This is a genomic window from Arthrobacter sp. 9AX (assembly GCF_902506095.1).
GTDB lineage: Bacteria > Actinomycetota > Actinomycetes > Actinomycetales > Micrococcaceae > Arthrobacter.
Map to the genome: position 1 here is coordinate 1,520,757 of NZ_LR733293.1, position 20,501 is coordinate 1,541,257.

Sequence of the window (20,501 nt, forward strand, 5' to 3'; positions counted from 1 at the left end):
CGGCTTCAGTGCAATTTCAGCTTTCCCGGGCTTTAGCGGTTAAAGCACGACGGCGGCCGCCCACCTTCATCGCGAAGGTGAGCGGCCGCCGTCGTGCTTGAGCGCGGAGCCGCTTGGGTTGTTACTGGGCCTTGTGCGCCGGGGCCGTCATGGTGGTGACGTCCAGCGCCTTGTCCAGGTCCGCCTCGGAAACCTTGCCTTCCCCGTCACCGACAAAGCCGAGCTTCACGGTGGCCTGGCGCACGGTGAGGCCCTCGGCCACTGCCGTCTTGGCAATCTTGGCCGCGTTCTCGTAGCCGATGTACTTGTTCAGGGGGGTAACTATGGACGGTGAAGCCTCGGCCAGGAAGCGGGCGCGCTCCACGTTGGCGGTGATGCCGTCGATCATCTTGTCCGCCATGACCCGGCTGGTGTTGGCCAGCAGGCGGATGGACTCGAGCAGGTTGGCGGCCATGACCGGGATGCCGACGTTCAGCTCGAAGGCGCCGTTGGTACCGGACCAGGCGATGGCGGTGTCGTTGCCGATGACCTGGGCGGCCACCATGATGGAGGCCTCGCAGATGACCGGGTTGACCTTGCCCGGCATGATCGACGAGCCCGGCTGCAGGTCGGGGATGGCGATCTCGCCCAGGCCGGTGTTGGGGCCTGAACCCATCCAGCGGAGGTCGTTGTTGATCTTCATAAACGAGATGGCGATGTTGCGCAGCTGGCTGGATGCCTCGATCAGGCCGTCGCGGTTGGCCTGGGCCTCGAAGTGGTCGCGGGCCTCGGTGAGGGGGAGGCCGGTGTCGGTGGCCAGGAGTTCGATCACGCGCTCCGGGAAGCCTGCCGGGGTGTTGATGCCGGTGCCCACGGCCGTGCCGCCGAGGGGAACTTCCGCAACGCGGGGGAGGGAGGCGTTGATGCGCTCGATGCCGTAGCGGACCTGCGCTGCGTAGCCGCCGAATTCCTGGCCGAGGGTCACCGGGGTGGCGTCCATCAGGTGCGTGCGGCCGGACTTAACAACGTCCTTGAACTCCACGGCCTTGCGCTCCAGCGACTCGGCCAGGTAACCGAGGGCGGGAATGAGGTCGTTGATCAGTGCCGAGGTGGCGGCAACGTGCACCGACGTTGGGAACACGTCGTTGGAGGACTGCGAGGCGTTGACGTGGTCGTTCGGGTGGACCACCTTGTCGCTGCCCGCGGCCTTGAGGGCGCGCGTGGCCAGTTCCGCCAGGACCTCGTTGGTGTTCATGTTCGAGGACGTGCCGGAACCGGTCTGGAAGACGTCGATGGGGAAGTCGCCGTCGTACTTCCCGGTGGCCACCTCGTCCGCCGCGTCTGCGATGGCCTTGGCAAGCTCGCCGTCGAGCACACCCAGTTCAGCGTTGGCCTGGGCAGCGGCCTTCTTGACCCGGGCCAGTGCCTCAATGTGGGCACGTTCCAGGGTCTTGCCGGAAATCGGGAAGTTCTCCACTGCCCGCTGCGTCTGTGCGCGGTACAGTGCGTTCACGGGGACGCGGACTTCGCCCATCGTGTCATGTTCAATGCGGAACTCTTCAGTGGAAGTCATGGGGCTAGCTTAGGGCGATCAGGCACCTCATCGAAAACCGTGAAGAGCATGCTACGGGCGGGTTTTTACCTGGGCACTAGAGCTCGCCGATCCCGGAAACAACGTTGGCGCGGCCCTCGGACAGGCTGTACGAGAGGCCGATGACGGCGGTGCGTCCGCTTTCAATTGCGTCCGAAATCACACGCGAGCTGTCCACCAGGCGCTGGGACGTCTGCTTGACGTGCTCCACCACCATGTCGTTGACCTCGTGCTGGCCGTTGCGGATGGAGGTCAGCACTGACGGCGTGATGCGTTCCACCAGGTCGCGGATGAATCCCGCCGGCATCGCACCGGTTTCCACGGCCGACTTGGTGGCGCTGACGGCGCCGCAGCTGTCGTGGCCCAGGATTGCAATCAGCGGTACGCCCAGCACGCCCACGCTGTACTCCAGCGACCCGAGCACGGCGTCGTCAATAACCTGTCCTGCGGTCCGCACCACGAAGACGTCGCCGAGGCCGACGTCGAAAATGATCTCTGCGGCGAGCCGGGAGTCCGCGCAGCCAAAAATCACGGCGAAGGGGTGCTGGTTCTCCACGAGGGAGGACCTGCGCGAGGAATCCTGGTTCGGGTGTGAGGATTCGCCGGCCACGAAGCGTTCGTTTCCTTCGCGCATCCGGCGCCAGGCAAGGGCAGGAGTCAGGTTGGTAGTCACCCTCCTTACTTTAGGGGGCGGGGGTGGCCGCGGGGGAATCTGTGACGGCGGGGTTGCTGTCCAGGGATTTCACGACGGCGGCCGCCAGGGTGGCGAATTCGTCCAGTTGCGCGGACCCGGCGAGGATCACGGTGGTTCCCCGGTACTCCAGCACCATGGATTTGTCTCCCTTGCCGGTATCGCGGAGTTCCCACTCCCGGCCGCCCGCGTTCCGGGAGCCGGTGACCGGTGCGTTCTGTGTCTGCTGGAGGAGCCAGGTGGGGTTGGCGGCCCGGGTCTGGATGAGTCCAATGAAAGACTCCTTTGGCGTGATGTATCCCACCTCCCAGGCGGGCACCCCACTGCCCGTGCCGGCCTCCCAGCGGGCGTAATTGGGCCGGAAGGCGTTGCCCGTGTCCGGGGCCGCCGGTGTGAATCCTGCCACATCCGTTGCGTTACGGGCTGCGGCGCTGACATCGATGTCGGGCCGGTAGCCGTCATTCTTGGGGGAGGGGTTCATCAGGACGATGGGCAGGAAGGCCGCAATGCTGACAACCAGCGCGATGATCATCCCGATCACCGAGGCGTTGGCCCGCTTGGCTGCCGCCGCCGGAATCACAGGCCTAACCGGGGCCGGCCCGCCGGCTGCACCGGGTTCGCTGCTGCTTCCGGATCCGGCCGGTTCGGGGGTTGGATTGGTCTTTTCCTGCATGTCGCTCACCCCTCCATAGTCCCCCATGCCGGTGCACAACTCACACTCTCCGGGTGGAGCACGGGAGTCCTGCCTGCTGTGTGGCCGGCAGGAACATTGCGAGGCCACGTCATCGCGCATCCGCCAAACCCGCGCCGCGACTATGATCGGTATTAGAGGAATCACCGCTTTTGCTGTTCCGGCGCCAGCGGGTTCAATGATCGCCACTCGAAGAAGAGGTTCACGTGTCACCAGCGTCCATGACCCAGAAGTACTCAACGATCTCCCCGTCCCTGGCCGTGGGCAATGACGAGCCGGACCGCAACCTTGCGCTTGAGCTGGTCCGCGTCACCGAGGCCGCAGCCATCGCCGGCGGGCACTGGGTAGGTTTCGGCGACAAGAATACGGCAGACGGCGCGGCCGTTGATGCCATGCGTTCCTTCCTGCAGACGGTCCACTTCAACGGCGTTGTGGTCATCGGTGAAGGCGAAAAAGACGAAGCCCCCATGCTGTTCAACGGCGAACGCGTTGGCGACGGCACCGGCCCGGAATGCGATGTGGCCGTCGACCCCATCGATGGAACCCGCCTGACCGCACTGGGCATCAACAACGCCCTCGCCGTCCTGGCCGTGGCTGAGCGTGGCTCGATGTTCGATCCCTCCGCGGTGTTCTATATGGAGAAGCTCGTCACCGGGCCGGAAGCTGCGGACATGGTGGACCTCCGCCTGCCCGTGAAGCAGAACCTGCACCTGATTGCCAAAGCCAAGGGCGTGAAGGTCAACCAGCTCAACGTGATGATCCTGGACCGCGACCGGCACCGCCCGCTTGTGGAGGAAATCCGCGAAGCAGGAGCCCGCACCAAATTCATCATGGACGGTGACGTTGCCGGCGCCATCGCCGCCGCACGCTCCGGCACCGGCGTGGACGCCCTGATGGGCATCGGCGGCACCCCCGAAGGCATCGTCGCTGCCTGCGCCATCAAGTCACTGGGCGGGGTTATCCAGGGCCGTCTGTGGCCCACCAGCGATGAAGAGAAGCAGAAGGCCCTCGACGCCGGCCACGACCTGGACCGGGTCCTGTCCACCAACGACCTCGTCTCCAGCGACAACTGCTACTTCGCCGCCACCGGCATCACCGACGGCGACCTGCTCAAGGGCGTCCGCTACTCCAAGGACAAGGTCCTGACCCAGTCCATCGTGATGCGTTCCAAGTCCGGCACCATCCGGTTCGTGGAAGGTGAGCACCAGGCCAGCAAGTGGGAAGGATACGCCCGCAAGAGCTGAGCCCCTTCCCGTCTGCCGCAGATCCCCGGAGCGCCCCGCGCGCTCCGGGGATCTGCCGTTTGAGGCCTTGGTATAGGGTTGAAGCCATGATTCCTGCTGTTGTTCCCTGTACTGACCGCGCCCTCTGGGACGAACATGTTGACCGGTTTCAGGGACATCCGCAGCAGTTATGGGGCTGGGGCGAAACCAAGGCAATGCACGGCTGGTCGGTGGACCGGGTGCTGGTCAACAACGGTGACAACACCATTGGATGCGCCCAGTTGCTCATCCGGCGCCTCCCGTTCCCCTTCCGCGCCCTGGTGTACATCCCCCGCGGCCCGATGTGTTCGGTGGAGGACGCTCCGGCCGTCCTGGCCAGCCTTGCGGACCACGCGGCCGTCCGCCACCGCACAGTGGCGCTGAGCATCGAACCGGACTGGGATGCGGACTCGGCCTTCGCGGGCGCCGTAGCCTCGGCCGGTTTCCGGGCCACCACCAATACGGTGCTGATCCCGCGGACGCTGATCCTGGACCTGACCCGGACCGATGACGATCTGATGGCAGAGATGTCCAAGTCCACCCGGGCGAACATCCGCAAAGCCATGCGCAGCGACGTCGAGTTCCGCAAGGTCAAAAACGATTCCGAGCTGGAACAGGTCCTGGCGATCTACCACGACACGGCCGAGCGCGCCGGCTTCGGTATCCACGAGGACCAGTACTACCGGGATATCTTCAGGAACCTGGGCGACGGGTCACCGATCATCGCGGCGTTCGACGGCGAGCAGATGCTGGCCTTCGTCTGGCTGGCCAGGAGCGGGTCCACCGCCTTTGAACTCTACGGCGGGGTTTCCGCCGAAGGGCAGAAGCAGCGCGTGAACTACGGCGTCAAGTGGGCCGCGCTGCAGGCCATGCGCGAGGACGGGTGCTCCCGCTACGACTTCAACGGCCTGCTCAACGACGGCATCTCCGATTTCAAGAAACAGTTCGCCAAGCACGAAAACATGCTCCTGGGCACGTGGGAAAAACCGCTCTCGCCGTTCTACCCCGCCTACGCCCAGGCCATGCCCCTGGCCCGCCGCGGACTCCAGCAGGGACGCCGGCTCCTGAAGACCGCCGCCGGGCGCGTCCGGCCACTGATCCGGAAGCTGCGCCCGGGCAGCTGACTTCAGGCAGCTGACTGCACCACAGGCAAAGGGCGACGCCGGCACCCACCAAGGTGCCGCCGTCGCCCTTTGCTCTAGCGGGCTGAGCGCCGCTAAAGGCCGGTGGTGACAGCGAACGCCAGTGCAGGCTCCGTGCTGCCGGCGACCGGGTGGACGTTGACGGGCGCCTCGGCCGCGGCCAGGAAAGCGCTGCCGCCCCGGGAGAGCTGCAGGTCGCCCTTGGGGGAGTCCAGGTAGATATCCCCGGCCACTACGATCACCACGGCGGCGCCGGACTGTGCCAGCGGAACGGGTCCGGCGTCCGGGGCAAGCTCGATCCGCTGGAGCTGGAATTCCCCAAACGGCGGGCGGAACAGCTCCTGGTCCATAACCGTCCGCTCCGCCGGGAGCATCGGCACGGCGACAGGCTGGAAATCAATGGTCCGCAGCAGTTCTGGGACGTCAATGAACTTGGGCGTGAGCCCGCCGCGCAGCACGTTGTCCGAGGACGCCATGACCTCCACGCCCAGCCCGTGCAGGTAGGCGTGCACGTTCCCTGCCGGCAGGTAGACCGCTTCACCGGGTTCCAGCGAGATCCGGTTGAGCAGCAGCGAAATCAGGACTCCGGGGTCACCGGGGTACTTCTCATTGAGGCTGATGACCGTGCCAAGCTCGGTTTCATAGGGTGCCAGCGGGGCGCCGGACAGAAGCGCGGCAACCACCAGGGCAGTATCCTCAGCCACTGGCCTGCCGCCGGTGATCAGCCGCTCGAAGGCAGCCCGGAGGCCGGCACTCTCGTCGGCTGTCTGGAGATCCGCCAGCAGGGCACCGATCAGCGCGGGCGCGTCGCCTTCCACGGCATCAAAGGCTGCCGCCACATGCTGCAGGATTTCCCGGGTCTGGGCTGCCGGCCGGAAACCGCACAGCGCCTCAAAGGGCGTCAGGGCGTAAATCATCTCGGGCTTGTGGTTGTCGTCCCGGTAATTCCGGTGGGGCGCGTCCGCGGCAACGCCGCCCGCGTTCTCCCGGGCAAAACCGGCCCTTGCCTGCTCAAGGCTGGGGTGGACCTGCAGCGACAGCGGCTGGGCGGCGGCCAGGATCTTGGCCAGGAAGGGCAGCCTGGGCCCGAACCGCGCTACCGAGTCCGCGCCGAGGAAATGCTCGGGGTCGCGGGCAATCAAGGCGTCCAGGGCGGTGTCCGAGCCGTCCTCGGGTACGCGGGCCACCGAGGGGGAGTCGGGGTGCGCCCCGATCCACAGCTCCGCTTCCGGCCGCCCGGACTCAGCACGCCCCAGCAGGGCGGCGATCGCCGTGGTTGATCCCCAGGCGTAATCCCGGAGGACGTTCTGAATCTCGTACAAGTTGCTGTCTCCTAGGTTTGGCGGGAACGGTGCCCTACAACGGGGCGCACTGGCCGTTGGTTGCCACCAGTTCACGGATGGCCTGTTCGTTGCCCTGGCGCTTGAGCCCGTTGAGCAGCTCCTCGGTAATCGGCTCACCGTCAGGGGTGGTGGTCACCGGCGTGAAGTCCGACGGCGCGGGAGACTGCTGCGCCGGGATGCCCCCGGCTGCCGGCCGGGCGGCCGGGGCTAGTGCGGCCGGGGCCGGTGCGGCCTGCAGGTGTCCTGCGGCGTCGGACGGGGCCACCAGGGTGTCGTCGGGCGCGCCTGCGGACTGGGCTTCCGACGCCGAGGCCAGCAGCTGGTCCACACGGTCGTGGATGATGTCGAAGTTGGGAACGGTGGAGAACGATGCATCAAAGTCCGGCGGGCCGAGGGTCAGCCGTTTCGCTTCCTTGCCTTTGGCCTTGATGGCCAGGTCCAGGAAGCTGCCCAGCTGCGAGGAGGAGATGTTGGAGTCAACCACCTTGGTTCCGGCGTTGGCGATGTCCTCGAACTTGGCCAGCAGCGTGGCAGGATCGAGTTGCTTGAGCATGGCCTGCTGGACGCACTGCTGGCGCGCGATCCGGGCGTAATCATCCACGAATTCGCGTGAGCGGCCGTACCACAGGGCATGGAAGCCGTCGAGCGTGTTGTCGCCGGCCGGAATCCAGCCCAGCGGCATGCCGTGGATGCCGTTGGCCTCGTCGATGGTCTCACCGCTGATGGGGACCCAGCCGCCGGCCTTGATCCGGATCCCGCCCATGGCGTCGATGAGCTTGGCGAAGCCATCCATATCCACCAGCACGTAGGCCTGGATATCCATGCCCAACGTCCCGGACACGGCCTCAAGGGTGGCCTGAGCGCCGGGGTCGGCGACGCCCGGGTAGAGGTCGGCGTGCTCGTTGGTGACTTCGGTGTTGATGGCGTTGATCAGGCATTCGTCGCCGCAGTTGTACCCGTCGGGGTAGATGGCGCGCATGGGAGAGTCCGCGCTGAACTGGGCGTTCTGGAAGTTGCGGGGAATGGAGATGATGGCCGTCTGGCCCGTCTTGGCATCGACGCTGAGAACGGACAGGCTGTCGGGGCGCCGTCCGGTGCGGTCGTCACCGGCGTCGCCGCCCATCATCAGGAAGTTGTAGCGGCCTTCCACCGGCTCGATGGCAGGGCCGGCGGAGAAGATGCTGCCGATCGCGTTCCGGCTCACGTTCAGCAGGTAGGCGGCGTACCCCAGCGAGCCGCTGCCTGCCACCATCGCCAGCACCAGGGCGATGACGACGGCGGGCCGGGCCTGCGGTGCCAGCAGCACCGGGCGGATGAGCCGCAGGGTGTTGATGAACAGGACCGCCCACCCGGCGGCGAGTGCCACCATCACGATGATGAGGACAAGCGAGGCGAAGGGATTGGTGATGATGTTCAGGAGCAGGGTCCGGTTGGCCAGCAGCAGGATGATGGCCAGCACGAGTGCTGCCCAGACGCAGAGCGTCACCCGGAGGGCGGCCCGGCCGAGTCTGCGGTCGCCGGCCACGAGCTGGGCGCTGCCCGGAACCAGGAGGGTCATCAGGACAAGCACAAAGCCGCGCTTCGTCCGGACCTGGGCAGAGGCGCTTACCGGGTACCGGACGGGATCGGTCAGTGCAGTGTCCGAGGGCGACTGCTGGATCTTGCTGCTGGACATGGCCGCCTTCCTAACGGCTGCCCCGGAGCGTGCCGTTGCCTTCTGCGAAGACCTCGCTGACCTTCTGCCGGAGGTTGGCCCCCTTTCGGGTAGCCACGGCATTGAGGTCTGCGGCGAACTCGATGAGGTCCGAACGCAGGGAGGAGGCAAGTTCATCGGTGCCCGCCGCCAGCATCCGGACCGCCAGGAGCCCGGCGTTGCGGGCTCCGGCGATGGATACCGTGGCCACGGGAACTCCGGCCGGCATCTGGACGATCGAGAGCAGCGAGTCCATCCCGTCCAGGGTCTTCAGCGGTACGGGCACACCGATGACGGGAAGTGGTGTGACGCTGGCCAGCATTCCGGGCAGGTGGGCGGCGCCGCCGGCCCCCGCGATGATGACCCTTATGCCGCGTTCGTGCGCCGTCTGGCCGTAGCGGATCATCTCCAGGGGCATGCGGTGGGCGGACACAACGTCAGCTTCGAAGGGAATGCCGAACTCCGCCAGGGCGTCGGCTGCTGCCTCCATAACGGGCCAGTCGGAATCCGAACCCATCACCAGGCCCACCAAGGGGCTTGCGGCGGAACTTTTGGCGGGGTTGGCTTCGGCGCTCATGCGTTCTCCTCAAGAATTGCTGGCGGTTCTTCGGCCGGCACCCGCCCGTCGCGGATGATGCCTGCCACCAGTGCGGCGCGGCGCCGGACGGAGTCAACCTCCGCCGTCGACGTTCCTGCCAGGTTGACGTGGCCGATCTTTCGGCCCGGGCGCACGGACTTTCCGTAGCAGTGCACCTTGGCGGCCGGTTCGCTGGCAAGGGCCAGCGGATAGGCGGAAAACAGGTCCCGGTTGTCGCCGCCAAGGAAGTTCTTCATCACCACAACCGGCGCCAGCGCATCCGTGGCGCCCAGCGGCAGGTTCAGGACGGCCCGGAGGTGCTGCTCAAACTGGCTGGTCACGGAGCCGTCCTGCGTCCAGTGGCCGGTGTTGTGCGGCCGCATGGCGAGTTCGTTGATCAGGAAGCCGGCCCCGGTTCCAGGCGTTTCGAAAAGCTCCACGGCCAGGACCCCTGTTACTCCCAGTTCATTGGCGATCCGCAGGGCGGCGTCCTCCGCCGCGGCGGCAACCTCCACCGGGATATCCAGCGCAGGGGCAATGACTTCGTCGCAGACGCCGTCCACCTGGACCGTGTGCACTACTGGCCATGCCCGGGCTTCGCCGTCAGGAGTCCGGGCAACCAGGGCGGACAGTTCGCGGCTGAATTCCACTTTCGCTTCAACGAGGAGGGGGCTCATGGCGTCGAACCAGTCAGTGGTTTCGGCGGCCTCGTCCGGGGAGGAGATGATCCGTACGCCCTTGCCGTCGTAGCCGCCGCGCGGTGTCTTCAGGACAACCGGCCAGCCGGTCTCCTCGCCAAAGCTGACCAGTCCTGCCACGTTGGAAACGGAGGCCCAGGCGGGGTTCGGCAGTTCCAGGCGGTCTATGGCCGCGCGCATCACGAGTTTGTCCTGGGCATGGACGAGGGCGTCCGGCCCCGGCTGGACGTTGACGCCGGCCTCCTGCAGGGCCCGGAGATGGGCTGTGGGAACATGCTCGTGGTCAAACGTCATCACGTCCAGGCCCTTGGAGAACTCCAGGAGCGTCTGAAAGTCCTTGTAGTCGCCCACCGGTGAGGTGGACACTGCCGAGACTGCCGAAACGTCGTCACTTTCGGCAAGGACGCGCAGTTCGAAGCCGAGTGCTGTTGCGGCCGGGGCCATCATTCGGGCAAGCTGGCCGCCGCCAACCACACCTATTACTGGAAAAGTCACATGGGCCAGCCTACCGAAAACCGCCCGGTATCCCGCCTTCGGGACGCGGCGGGCATCGAGTCTTTCACTCCGCGGGCCGTCCGGTGACGCAAGTTAGGGGGCCTGCCGTACAGGTTCGGGGGCTAAAATGGCGGTCTGGCCGTGTGGCCCTATGTTTCAACGGCCATGGAGGGTCATGTTTAGCGCACTTGCAGATCGCATCCGGGGGCTTGCCTCGCTTTTTTGGCGTGAGGTGGCCAAGTTTGGTGCCGTGGGTGGTGTGGCATTCGTCATCGACAACGGCCTCACCTACTACCTCATGCACGGCCCCATGTCCGACAGCGAAGCCAAGGCCAGGTTCGTGGGGGCGTCCGTGGCAACCATCTTTTCCTGGGTTGCGAACCGCCTCTGGACCTTCCGGCACCGCCGGCAGGCCAACGTGCTGCGCGAGTTCCTGATGTTCATCCTCATTAACGGCATCGGCATCGGGATTTCCACCGGGTTCACCGCCCTGGCCAAGTACGGCCTTGGCGTCACGGACAAAAACATGCTGTTCTTCGCCGGAGTGGTGGGCATCCTCGTGGCCACAGTAGTCCGGTTCTTCGCTTACCGGTTCCTCGTGTTCAACCAGGAACTGGACCAGGATCCCGAGTTCTCGCACGACCACGAACTCATCGAACTCCACCATGCCAAAGGTTCCGTTGCCGGCACCGGTGTGGCGGAGCCCGAGCCGTTCGCCGGTGACCCGGCCCAGCCCTCGAAGTAGGGCCGGCGCAGGCGGGACCCGGCTGTTCAGCTGCCGTGGATGCGTTCCGCGGCCAGCAGTTTCCCGGTGTCCGCAATGTCAGGGTGCGTGAGCACTACTGAACCTCCGCTCCGCCACGCTCCCAGCGCATTGGCCAGGGCAGCCTCAAGCCCGCCGCTGCCCGGCACGTGCAGCCGGACACCGTCCTCGTGGCGCACAGCGAAACCATCCAGGAGATCCTGGTGCAGGTGCCGGCGCCCGTCAGAGGCGACGATGGCACAGGCCGACGGATCGGCGTCGGCATGCTGCATGAAAACATCCCCGTGGGAGCGCACTTCCGCAGCGTAATCGAGGCACCCGGCCGGAAGTCCGCCCTCCCAGCGCATGGCCAGGGCCGGCAGCGCAACGGCCACAACGGCGTCGTATTTTCCCGCCACTGCATCAGGCTCGGCGGTGGCCAGCAAGTCCGCCCCGTCCCCGTTCAGGACGGTCTCCAGGCCGAGCTGCCAGCCGGCAAGGGCCCACACCATGGCCTTCCAGTGGGCTGGAAGGTCCAGCGCGAGCCGCATGCCCGGTTCGGCATCCAGCTCATCCTGGAGGAGGTTGCTGGTTTTCGCCACCCAGTTATCCAGCACTTTTCCGGACAATTCCACGCGCTCCCCACCGGGGCCGTACCACGTGAGCCGCGGGGCAGTGGAGTTGCCGGAACGAAGACTGGTCATCAGATCGATTGCGGGGGTAGTCATGGCTCAATCCTGCCATTGAGCCCTTCCCCGGTCACGGGCGGGAAAGATGGTGCATCGCGGTGTCGCAGGGTATGTTACGCGTGACGTTCGTCTCAGCGTCCGGGGGAGGGTGGCTGTGTGCCTCCTGCCCAGCCCGTGAATTACTGTGATTTCCCACAGGCCGGAGTGCATAATTCCGGCGGCCGCGGGTAGTGGCCAAAATTTTCGGGCGTGGCGTACAGCATTTTGGAGGCCAGTGATGATTATTATCCGGGCAGCGGCTTGACTCGCCCTAGTTACACGCGTGTAATTAGATAACTAAAGGCAACTGCGTAAATACCGGCACACAACCGAGTGTCCACGTATCCAGGCAGTGGCTGCAACATCAGGAGGGTCGCCATGGGGCAAGCAGAGCGTATCCAGGAAGATGCCGTCGTGGCCGGTCAGGCAACGGCGAAATACCGTGCACGGGGGGTGCCGAGCGATTGGTACGTTGACCCGGCCGACCCCGATGCAGCGGAGCGGTACAACAGGAATAACAAAGACTTTCTCCAGGACCAGGCCACGGCATTCCTGGCCGCGCACGAAGCCCTCCTGGACGGCGGGGAAGACCCCGAGGACGAGCTGGACCCGCCCATGGAACTGGCGGCGGCCGGGACAACCCAGCCGGTCTGGATCGGCCTGCCGTTCCAGCAGGACTTTGCTGACGAAGGCGAGCTTGGCTGGCAGACGGACGCCCTGTGCGCCCAGACGGATCCCGAGGCCTTCTTCCCCGAAAAGGGCGGCTCCACCCGCGATGCGAAAAAAGTGTGCGGTGCCTGCAATGTGCGGTCCCAATGCCTTGAGTACGCACTGGCCAACGACGAACGGTTCGGCATCTGGGGAGGCCTTTCCGAGCGTGAGCGCCGGCGGCTAAGGAAGCGAGCGATCTGATTCACCAGGATGTCCATGTCACTGCCGTTGTGGTTGCCCACAACGGCAGTGCCTATCTACCCAGAACCCTGGCAGCACTGGCGGACCAGACCCGGCCCGCGGACTACGTCATAGGGGTCGACACCGGTTCCCGCGATGATTCGGAAGCCCTCCTCCAGCAGGCCCTGGGTGTGGCCCACGTTGTCAGCCACCGGGGAAAGAACGGCATGGGCGCCGCGGTATCCGCCGGCCTCGCCAAGCTCGCACCCTTGCCTGGCGGGGCGGGCGGTGGCAGTTCGGAGTGGATCTGGCTGCTCCATGACGACGCCGCACCCGCACCCGAGGCCCTGGCCGAATTGCTCACCGCCGTTGAACGCGCTCCCTCTGTCACAGTGGCAGGCTGCAAACAACTGGATTGGCACGCCGAACGCCAGTTGATCGACGTCGGCCTTTCAACAAGCCGCTGGGCCGAGCGGCTGTCCCTGATCGATGCCGATGAGCTCGACCAGGGCCAGTACGACGGCCGTACTGATACCTTTGCCGTGAATTCAGCCGGCATGCTGGTCCGCCGCGACGTCTGGGAGCATCTTGGCGGCTTCGATCCCGCGTTGCCGGGCAGCGGCGACGACGTCGATTTCTGCTGGCGCAACCGCCTGGCCGGACATCGTGTGGTGGTTGTCCCCGCAGCCCGGATGTTCCACGTTGCCCACCGCCCGCATGCGCTGGGCAATGCGGCCGCAGCCCGCAAGGCGCAGGTCCACCTGCGCCTGAAGCATGCACCGCTGTGGATAGTGCCTGTCCACGCGGCGGCGGCCCTGCTGGGCAGCATCTTCAAACTCGTGGTGAGTATCGCCGTCAAGGATCCCGGCCACGGCATCACGCAGCTCGTGGCCACCTTCGCCGCGTTGGGCCGGCCTCGTGCAGTCGTCAAGGCCCGGCGGACCGCCCGGCGGACCCGCCGGATCAGGCGGTCCGTCATCCGCAAGCTGCAGACACCGCGGCGGGAAGTATGGAGCCACCGGCGTTCCCTGATGGAAGCCCTGGGTTCTGACAACGGCGGGGACGACCTCGTGCAGGACCCCCTGGCACACCAGCCCAGTGGTGACGCCTCAGACGACTTCGCTGCCTTGGCCACCAGCAAGCGCGGCTGGGTGGGTAACGGGGCCCTGGCCGCCGTCATCGCCGGATCCGTCACGTCGCTGCTGGGACTAACCGGAATTTTTGGTGCCCCCGCGGTATCCGGCGGGGCACTCATTCCCGCAGCCAGCGGGCTGGGGGACATCTGGCACCACGCCTCCAGCTGGTGGATCTCCCTCGGCGCCGGGCTCCCGGGCCGCGGAGACCCCTTCGGCTACATCCTCTGGATCCTGGGTGTGCTCGGCGGCGGTGACACCAATGCCGCCCTGGCCTGGCTGCTCCTGCTCAGCACCCCGCTGTCCGGCCTGACAGCCTGGTTTGCTGCCGGCGGGCTGACAGTCCGCCGCCGCCTGCGGTTCGCTGCGGCGCTTTCCTGGGCCGCCGCCCCCGCCCTGCAGGTGGCCCTGAACCAGGGCCGGGCCGGGGCCCTGATCGCCCACATCATGATTCCCCTGCTGGCCCTTGCCCTGCTCCGGGCCACCGGCGCCGTCGTGGGCCAGGGCCGCTTCGAGGCACCGGTTCCCGGCGACCGCCGTTTTACCGACAAGCCGCCGGTCAAACCCGGGATCAACGGAATGCCGTCCTGGACCGCGGCCGCAGCGGCGGGGCTGGCGATGGCCGTGGTGACGGCCTCCGCGCCGTCCCTGCTGGTTCCGGCGATCGTGGTGACCGTGCTCTGCGGGCTCATCCTGGGCCGCCGCGGCCGCACCGTCTGGTGGGCCCTGCTGCCCACTGCGGCCCTGTTCATTCCCTTCGCACTGTCCACCCTCGACAGGCCGCGGGCGCTGCTGGCCGATCCCGGCGTCCCGCTGGCCTTCAACGCCGCTCCGTTGTGGCAGCAGCTCCTCGGCCAGCCGCTTGAATTTGGCCAGGGCGCAGGCCTGTCCGGACTGCCCCATTTCGCTGCCGGCATACCCTGGGCGGGGCTGCTGGCTTACCTGGTGGCCGGTCCCGTCCTGCTCCTGGCCCTCGCGGGAATCTGGCTACCGGGCCGCCGGACCGCCATTGCCAGATCGTTGTGGGTTGTTGCCACCATCGCCCTGGCCGGCGGCTGGCTCGCCGGACATGTGGCTGCCGGCAGCAATGCGAACACCATGGTCTCAGCCTTCCCCGGTCCGGCGGTTTCTGCCGCGGCCTTCGCTCTCCTTGGCGCCGCGCTGCTGGGGGCGGAACAGCTCCTGGGAAATGCGGACAGGGCGCTGGCAGCCAGCGCGAAGCACAAGCTCGCGCTGAGGTCAGCGGCTTCGCTGGGCGTGGTGCTCCTGGTCGCCGGACCCTTGGCCGGGATGGCCGCTTGGTCGGCGCAGAACCTGCTGCGGACATCCGCCGTGACCGCCCAAGAGCCCGCGGACGAGGCCGGACCCCTGGGTACACCCCGCCTGGTGGAAGCGGCCGGCCAGCGGATCCTGCCCGCCACGGCCATCGACCGGGGGACCGGGCCGGAGCAGACACGCACGCTCCTGATCAGCACCCGCGACGACGGAACATATGACGCCTCGTTGATGCGCGGCGCCGGCACCACGTTGGACAGCCTGTCCGGCATTGCATCTGCGCGCAACATCCTGGGTGCCCCGGGAGTGGAAACAGTGCGCGACGACGACGAGGTCACCGCCGCGGTCCGCCGGGTGGTCGCCACCCTGGTTGCGGGGCAGGGTGTGGATCCCAGGACCGATCTTGAGCAGTTGGGCGCCGGCTTTGTGGTGCTCCGGGCCGCCGACACAGCCGCGCAGCTGACCGCCAGCCGGATGGACGCCGTGCCGGGGCTTATTGCCGTGGGGCAGACGGATGTCGGGTGGCTCTGGCGAATCGCCCCGCTGAACCAGCCTGCGCTGCAGCCGGCGGACATCACGCACCGGGTGCGGATCGTGGATGCGGACGGTGCTGCGATCGGCCTGGTACCTTCGGGCTACGACAACGTCGACGCAGCAGTTCCTGCCGGACCTGAGGGCCGCCTTGTGGTCCTTGCGGAACGGGCGGATCCTGGCTGGACCGCCTGGCTGGACGGCCGGAAGCTGACATCAACCACGTCCGGATGGTCACAGGCCTTCACCCTTCCGCCCACGGCGGGCCACTTGACCGTGCGGTATGAAAACCCATGGGCCGTGTGGAGCGGAATTGGCCAGGCCACTGTCATCGGCCTCACCGTGATGCTGGCCATCCCCATGCCGGCACGGCGCCAGCGCACCGGCCTGTCACGGGATGAAGGCTCCCTGCGTAAGGAACACCAGAATGCGTAACAGCTCCGTTTCCCCGGCAGCCCCGCTGGCCGGGCAAGCCGGCGGAGAAGGTGACCGGGAAAACCCGGTCCCGGCGAAGCGTCCGGAAAACGGGCGGAAAGCCATGGTGGCCGGCCTGGCCTCCGCGGCAGTCATTATTGCCTGTGCGGGCGCCGTGGTGACAGCCGGCTCCCTTCTTCCGCAGGCTGAGTCCAGCCGCAGCGTACCGGCAGGGGTGGCAGCGGTTCCCGCCGGAACCAGCGTGGGGGTCTGCCCCGGCCCCGCGCGCCTGCTCGAAGGCGCTGAAGCCGGCACTGACCCGCAGTTCAGCCCGGAGTCGGAAACCGCGGCGAGCTCCGTCACCGCGGCCGTGCTCGGCGCCGGCGGTGTGCTGCCAGCAAGCCGGCTCTCGGAGCTCACCGGCAGGACCGCCGTCGAAATCGCCAAAGAACCCGGCCAGTCCGCTGCCGCAGGTGCTCCCCAGGAACTCCTGGCCGGGATTGTGGCGTCCCGCTCCGTGGACCAGGTGAGTGTGCTCAGCGCCGATGCCACAGCCAACCAGAAGGCCTCCGCTGCCGCGGCCATGAAGTTCACCGCAACCGACGGCGACCTCCAGGGAACCGCGGCTGCCAACTGCCAGCAGCCCTCCAACGACCAATGGCTCGCCGGTGCTTCCACAACGGTGGGCCGTACGTCCGTGCTGATGCTGACCAATGCTTCCACCACCCCGGCCACCGTGAGCCTGGAGCTGTTCGGTTCCGGCGGACAGATCCAAGCACCGGGGAGCCGCGGCCTGCTCGTGGCACCCGGCACATCGCGGCCGGTGGTACTCGCCGGCCTGGCACCCGGTGAAGAACAGCTAAGCGTGCACGTCCGCAGCGCGGGCGGCCCTGTGGCAGCAGTCATCCAGCAGAGTGTCCTGCGGGGACTCATGCCGGGAGGAATCGACTTCATCGCCCCCGGCGCGGCGCCCGCCGTCCGGCAGGTCATGACCGGTATCGACATCCAGGACGCGGGACAGGTTGCGTCGCTCACGGCAAAGTCCGGGTACGGGGACGCAGGGCCGGCCCTTCAGCTCACCGTGCCTGGACCCTCTGACGCCGTGGTGGAGGTCAAGCTGTACGGACGGGACGGCCAGAAGACCCTGCCCTCCGGCGGAGTCATCACCGCGAAGGCGGGCGCGGTCACGGAGATTCCACTCGCAGGGGTCCCGGCCGGCCACTACACCGTGGCGGCATCGTCCGACGTCACATTCGTGGCCGCCGCGCGGGTGACACGGGGTGTCCAGGACAGCCAGGCGCTGGATGTTGCGTGGTCGGCATCAGGAGTGAGGCTTGGCAGCCAGCACATCGTCGCGGTGCCCAGGGGAGGCCAGCGCCAGCTGGTGTTTGGTGCCTTGGAGAACCGTGCCACCATTACGTATGCGGCCATCACTGCGGACGGCAAAGTCCGGGCCCCGTCCACGGCAGATATCGCCGGCGGAACCACCGCGTCCGTCACCATTCCGGACAAAGCCGACGAATCCGACGTCGTTGGCTACGTGGTTTCGGCGTCTGGAGATGCAGCCTATGGTGCACTGCTGCTCCAGCAGGACGGCAGGAACGACGTCTCGTCATTGGCCCTCCTGCCGGCAGCGGCAGGTCAGGAAACAGTCCCGGTCACGATCAGTTACTGACGGGCGTTCAGTACCTGCGCCGGTAAACGGGGTCCAGGGTTTCGGGGGCAACTCCGAGCATTTCCGCGGTATGTTCCACCACCACGTCGTGGACCAGGTCCTGGAGGTCGTCCATACCGCCCGAGGCCTGTTCAACCACGCGGCGGTAGACGGTGATCATCGGACCGTCCTCAGCCGTGGCCGGGGTGTAGGCGCCCATGGGGACCGTCGCCGACGTGGCCGCAAGCTGTTCGAGGTCGGGCGGGATCTCGTCCACGCCGAACCGTACGCCGTCGAGGGTCTTGCCCCAGATATCGTGGAGCCGCTGCGCGGAATCGAGCACCATGTCATCGAACCGGTCCGAGCGCGTGCGGTAGCCCGGATGCGTGGGGAGCATGACCTCGCCGCGGAGGCCGCGTCCATGCCGGTTGCGGCGGCGGGCCATAAAGCTTCTACGGGGCGATGCCGTACCCGGGTCCCTGCGGGTATCCGGGTCAGCCAACCGGACCGTAAACCCTGATTCATGGTTCGATGACTGCATACATTGACTGTAAACCCGGGCGAACAATTACGCGACACATAGTCTGCCGACTTCGTGGGCGCGTCGACCCGCAGCTGGAATGCGCCGTTTTGCCGGCGACAGCGAGTAGTCTGGGATGTCGTGGGAGCTATCCGTCAGTGTTCAAGATCTGCGTGCCGCCAGTCAGCGGTGGCCACTCTGACGTACGTGTATGCCGACTCCACCGCAGTCCTCGGTCCGCTGGCAACCTACGCCGAACCACATTGTTACGATCTGTGCGAACAGCACGCAGATTCGCTCACCGTTCCCCGCGGCTGGGAAGTCCTGCGCCTTGCGATGCCCACCGCCCCGCAGCAGCCCGGCCCGGATGACCTGCTGGCCCTGGCCAACGCTGTCCGGGACGCCGCCGCGTTGCCGGCCCAGCCGCAGCCCGGCACCGCCAACCGCGGGCCGCATTCAGCCCTGGAAGCTCCGGCCGGGACGGAAGGTACCCGAAGGGGACACTTGCGCGTCCTGCGGGAACCGTCCTGAGCGCATCTGGCGGTACGCTGGAAGCTGCAATTCCGTCCGCTACCGGCGCCAGCGCGCCCGCCAGGGAGCATGTATCAATGCCAAAGATCAGTCCTGAACTGCTGTCCGTCCTGCGTTGCCCCGTGACCGGTTCACCCCTGGTACAGGAAGGCGAGGAACTCGTGGCCACCGCTGCGGACGGGTCCGGAGTGAACCCCCGCTACGCCATCGAGGACGGGATTCCGCTCCTGCTGCCGCCCGAACTGCTGGCAGCCGCGGCCTCCGCCGGTTCAGACCAGCATGACGCTTCCACCGCCGCACAGTAGCCCTCTCGACGTTCCATCCAAGCCCGCCCGGTCCCGGTTCCCGCACCGTGCCGCTGTTCCCGGGACCCAGTACCGGCCACACCGCCGGATAAGTAAAGGATTTACCCATGGCTTTTGATTACAAGGTTGCCGACATCTCGCTGGCAGAGGCCGGCCGGCACCAGATCCGCCTGGCCGAGCACGAGATGCCCGGCCTGATGTCCCTGCGCGAGGAGTTCGGCGCCAGCCAGCCGCTCCAGGGTGCCCGGATCGCCGGGTCGCTGCACATGACGGTGCAGACCGCCGTGCTGATTGAGACCCTGACGGCCCTCGGTGCCGAGGTCCGCTGGGCCTCCTGCAACATCTTCTCCACCCAGGACGAGGCCGCTGCCGCCGTTGTGGTGGGCAAGGGCACCGTCGAGGACCCGCAGGGTGTGCCGGTGTTCGCCTGGAAGGGCGAAACCCTCGAGGAATACTGGTGGACCGCCGAGCAGATCCTCACTTGGCCCGGCGCCGATTCCAACCCGGACCTCGGCCCCAACATGATCCTGGACGACGGCGGCGACGCCACCATGCTGGTGCACAAGGGCGTGGAGTTCGAAGCAGCAGGCAACGTTCCCTCCGCCGACCCCACCGATTCCGAGGAATACGGCATCTTCCTGGAGGTCCTGCGCCGTTCCCTCGCCGCGGACCCGAAGAAGTGGACCCGGACGGCCGCCACCATCAAGGGCGTCAGCGAGGAAACCACCACCGGCGTGCACCGCCTGTACCAGCTGGCCGAGCAGGGCAAGCTGCTGTTCCCCGCAATCAACGTCAACGACTCCGTTACCAAGAGCAAGTTCGACAACAAGTACGGGATCAGGCACTCCCTACCGGATGGCATCAACCGCGCCACCGACGTATTGATGGGCGGCAAGGTCGCGGTTGTCTGCGGCTACGGCGACGTCGGCAAGGGTGCCGCCGAGGCGCTCCGCGGCCAGGGTTCCCGCGTCATCGTCACCGAAATCGACCCCATCTGCGCGCTGCAGGCGGCCATGGACGGCTACCAGGTGGCAAAGCTTGAATCCGTCCTGCCCCAGGGCGACATCTTCATCACCACCACGGGCAACAAGGACGTCATCATGGCCGAGCACATGGCGGGCATGAAGAACAAGGCCATCGTGGGCAACATCGGCCACTTCGACAACGAGATCGACATGGCCGGGCTCGCGAAAGTCCCCGGCATCGAAAAAGTGGAGATCAAGCCGCAGGTCCACGAGTGGGTCTTCGACGCCGGGACCGCGGCCGAGCGTTCCATCATCGTCCTGTCCGAAGGCCGGCTGCTGAACCTTGGCAACGCCACCGGGCACCCGTCCTTCGTGATGAGCAACTCGTTCGCCAACCAGACCATCGCCCAAATCGAGCTGTGGACCAAGAAGGACCAGCCCGCGGGCCAGCGCGAGTATGAAAACCAGGTCTACGTGCTGCCGAAGGTCCTGGACGAAAAGGTGGCTCGCTTGCACCTCGACGCCCTGGGCGTGGAACTGACCGAACTCACCAAGGACCAGGCTGAGTACCTGGACCTCGACGTCGCCGGCCCCTACAAGCCCGAGCACTATCGTTACTAAGAAGTAAAGCGCCCGGGTGCCCTCGGCAC

Annotated in this window: 18 protein-coding genes; 9 read left to right on the forward strand and 9 right to left on the reverse strand. The window is 66.7% G+C overall.

Annotated elements, in window-relative coordinates:
* Positions 1-121: 121 nt before the first annotated feature.
* The 3 genes from BACI348_RS07020 to BACI348_RS07030 form a co-directional block, all read right to left on the reverse strand.
* Complete coding sequence (locus tag BACI348_RS07020; protein ID WP_159824563.1) at positions 122-1,552, reverse strand: class II fumarate hydratase; 1,431 nt, start codon at positions 1,550-1,552, stop codon at positions 122-124.
* Between the two features lie 76 nt (positions 1,553-1,628).
* Entirely contained in the window at positions 1,629-2,243 is a 615-nt protein-coding gene (locus BACI348_RS07025) for a carbonic anhydrase (protein ID WP_159824564.1), read from the reverse strand.
* A 10-nt stretch (positions 2,244-2,253) separates the two neighbouring features.
* Positions 2,254-2,934 carry a DUF4245 domain-containing protein gene (locus BACI348_RS07030; protein WP_159829887.1) on the reverse strand — a complete coding sequence of 227 codons (681 nt, stop codon included), beginning with the start codon at positions 2,932-2,934 and terminating at the stop codon, positions 2,254-2,256.
* Positions 2,935-3,173: 239 nt separating this feature from the next.
* Between BACI348_RS07030 and glpX the strand changes: the two genes are divergently transcribed.
* Complete coding sequence (gene glpX / locus BACI348_RS07035; protein ID WP_201298497.1) at positions 3,174-4,196, forward strand: class II fructose-bisphosphatase; 1,023 nt, start codon at positions 3,174-3,176, stop codon at positions 4,194-4,196.
* Positions 4,197-4,282: 86 nt separating this feature from the next.
* Positions 4,283-5,338: a lipid II:glycine glycyltransferase FemX gene (locus tag BACI348_RS07040; RefSeq protein WP_159824566.1), complete on the forward strand. Its 1,056-nt coding sequence runs from the start codon at positions 4,283-4,285 to the stop codon at positions 5,336-5,338.
* A 92-nt stretch (positions 5,339-5,430) separates the two neighbouring features.
* Here the strand turns inward: BACI348_RS07040 and manA are convergent, their stop codons facing one another.
* The 4 genes from manA to BACI348_RS07060 are packed head-to-tail and all read right to left on the reverse strand — an operon-like array spanning position 5,431 to position 10,162.
* Positions 5,431-6,678, reverse strand: coding sequence for a mannose-6-phosphate isomerase, class I (manA, locus tag BACI348_RS07045; RefSeq protein WP_159824567.1), 1,248 nt, complete (start codon positions 6,676-6,678; stop codon positions 5,431-5,433).
* Between the two features lie 34 nt (positions 6,679-6,712).
* Entirely contained in the window at positions 6,713-8,374 is a 1,662-nt protein-coding gene (locus BACI348_RS07050; RefSeq protein ID WP_159824568.1) for an LCP family protein, read from the reverse strand.
* 10 nt (positions 8,375-8,384) lie between these two features.
* The gene (gene purE, locus BACI348_RS07055) at positions 8,385-8,969 is read right to left on the reverse strand and encodes a 5-(carboxyamino)imidazole ribonucleotide mutase (RefSeq protein WP_159824569.1); all 585 of its coding nucleotides are present in this window, start codon (positions 8,967-8,969) and stop codon (positions 8,385-8,387) included.
* The gene (locus BACI348_RS07060) at positions 8,966-10,162 is read right to left on the reverse strand and encodes a 5-(carboxyamino)imidazole ribonucleotide synthase (RefSeq protein WP_159824570.1); all 1,197 of its coding nucleotides are present in this window, start codon (positions 10,160-10,162) and stop codon (positions 8,966-8,968) included. The genes purE and BACI348_RS07060 overlap by 4 nt, the downstream gene beginning before the upstream one ends.
* A 175-nt stretch (positions 10,163-10,337) precedes the next feature.
* On the opposite strand from BACI348_RS07060, the gene BACI348_RS07065 reads away from it, so the two are divergent.
* Entirely contained in the window at positions 10,338-10,907 is a 570-nt protein-coding gene (locus tag BACI348_RS07065; protein WP_236557483.1) for a GtrA family protein, read from the forward strand.
* 26 nt (positions 10,908-10,933) lie between these two features.
* Here the strand turns inward: BACI348_RS07065 and BACI348_RS07070 are convergent, their stop codons facing one another.
* Complete coding sequence (locus tag BACI348_RS07070) at positions 10,934-11,632, reverse strand: TIGR03089 family protein (protein ID WP_159824571.1); 699 nt, start codon at positions 11,630-11,632, stop codon at positions 10,934-10,936.
* A 378-nt stretch (positions 11,633-12,010) separates the two neighbouring features.
* Here BACI348_RS07070 and BACI348_RS07075 point away from each other — a divergent pair, with 378 nt between their 5' ends.
* Genes BACI348_RS07075 through BACI348_RS07085 form a run of 3 tightly spaced genes read left to right on the forward strand, consistent with a single transcriptional unit; the run spans position 12,011 to position 17,551 of the window.
* Entirely contained in the window at positions 12,011-12,544 is a 534-nt protein-coding gene (locus tag BACI348_RS07075; protein WP_159824572.1) for a WhiB family transcriptional regulator, read from the forward strand.
* Between the two features lie 29 nt (positions 12,545-12,573).
* Entirely contained in the window at positions 12,574-15,897 is a 3,324-nt protein-coding gene (locus BACI348_RS07080; RefSeq protein ID WP_159824573.1) for a glycosyltransferase family 2 protein, read from the forward strand.
* Positions 15,890-17,551 (forward strand): DUF5719 family protein, encoded by a 1,662-nt coding sequence (locus tag BACI348_RS07085; RefSeq protein ID WP_236557484.1) that lies wholly within the window; start codon positions 15,890-15,892, stop codon positions 17,549-17,551. The genes BACI348_RS07080 and BACI348_RS07085 overlap by 8 nt, the downstream gene beginning before the upstream one ends.
* 7 nt (positions 17,552-17,558) lie before the next feature.
* Here BACI348_RS07085 and BACI348_RS07090 read toward each other — a convergent pair whose 3' ends face one another.
* Positions 17,559-18,071 carry a metallopeptidase family protein gene (locus BACI348_RS07090; protein ID WP_159824574.1) on the reverse strand — a complete coding sequence of 171 codons (513 nt, stop codon included), beginning with the start codon at positions 18,069-18,071 and terminating at the stop codon, positions 17,559-17,561.
* A gap of 120 nt (positions 18,072-18,191) precedes the next feature.
* Between BACI348_RS07090 and BACI348_RS07095 the strand changes: the two genes are divergently transcribed.
* The 3 genes from BACI348_RS07095 to ahcY all read left to right on the forward strand — a co-directional run bounded on the left by BACI348_RS07095 (position 18,192) and on the right by ahcY (position 20,472).
* Complete coding sequence (locus BACI348_RS07095; RefSeq protein ID WP_159824575.1) at positions 18,192-18,581, forward strand: DUF3499 domain-containing protein; 390 nt, start codon at positions 18,192-18,194, stop codon at positions 18,579-18,581.
* Between the two features lie 77 nt (positions 18,582-18,658).
* Positions 18,659-18,886 (forward strand): Trm112 family protein, encoded by a 228-nt coding sequence (locus tag BACI348_RS07100; protein ID WP_159824576.1) that lies wholly within the window; start codon positions 18,659-18,661, stop codon positions 18,884-18,886.
* Between the two features lie 107 nt (positions 18,887-18,993).
* Positions 18,994-20,472 carry an adenosylhomocysteinase gene (gene ahcY / locus BACI348_RS07105; RefSeq protein ID WP_159824577.1) on the forward strand — a complete coding sequence of 493 codons (1,479 nt, stop codon included), beginning with the start codon at positions 18,994-18,996 and terminating at the stop codon, positions 20,470-20,472.
* Positions 20,473-20,501 lie beyond the last annotated feature (29 nt).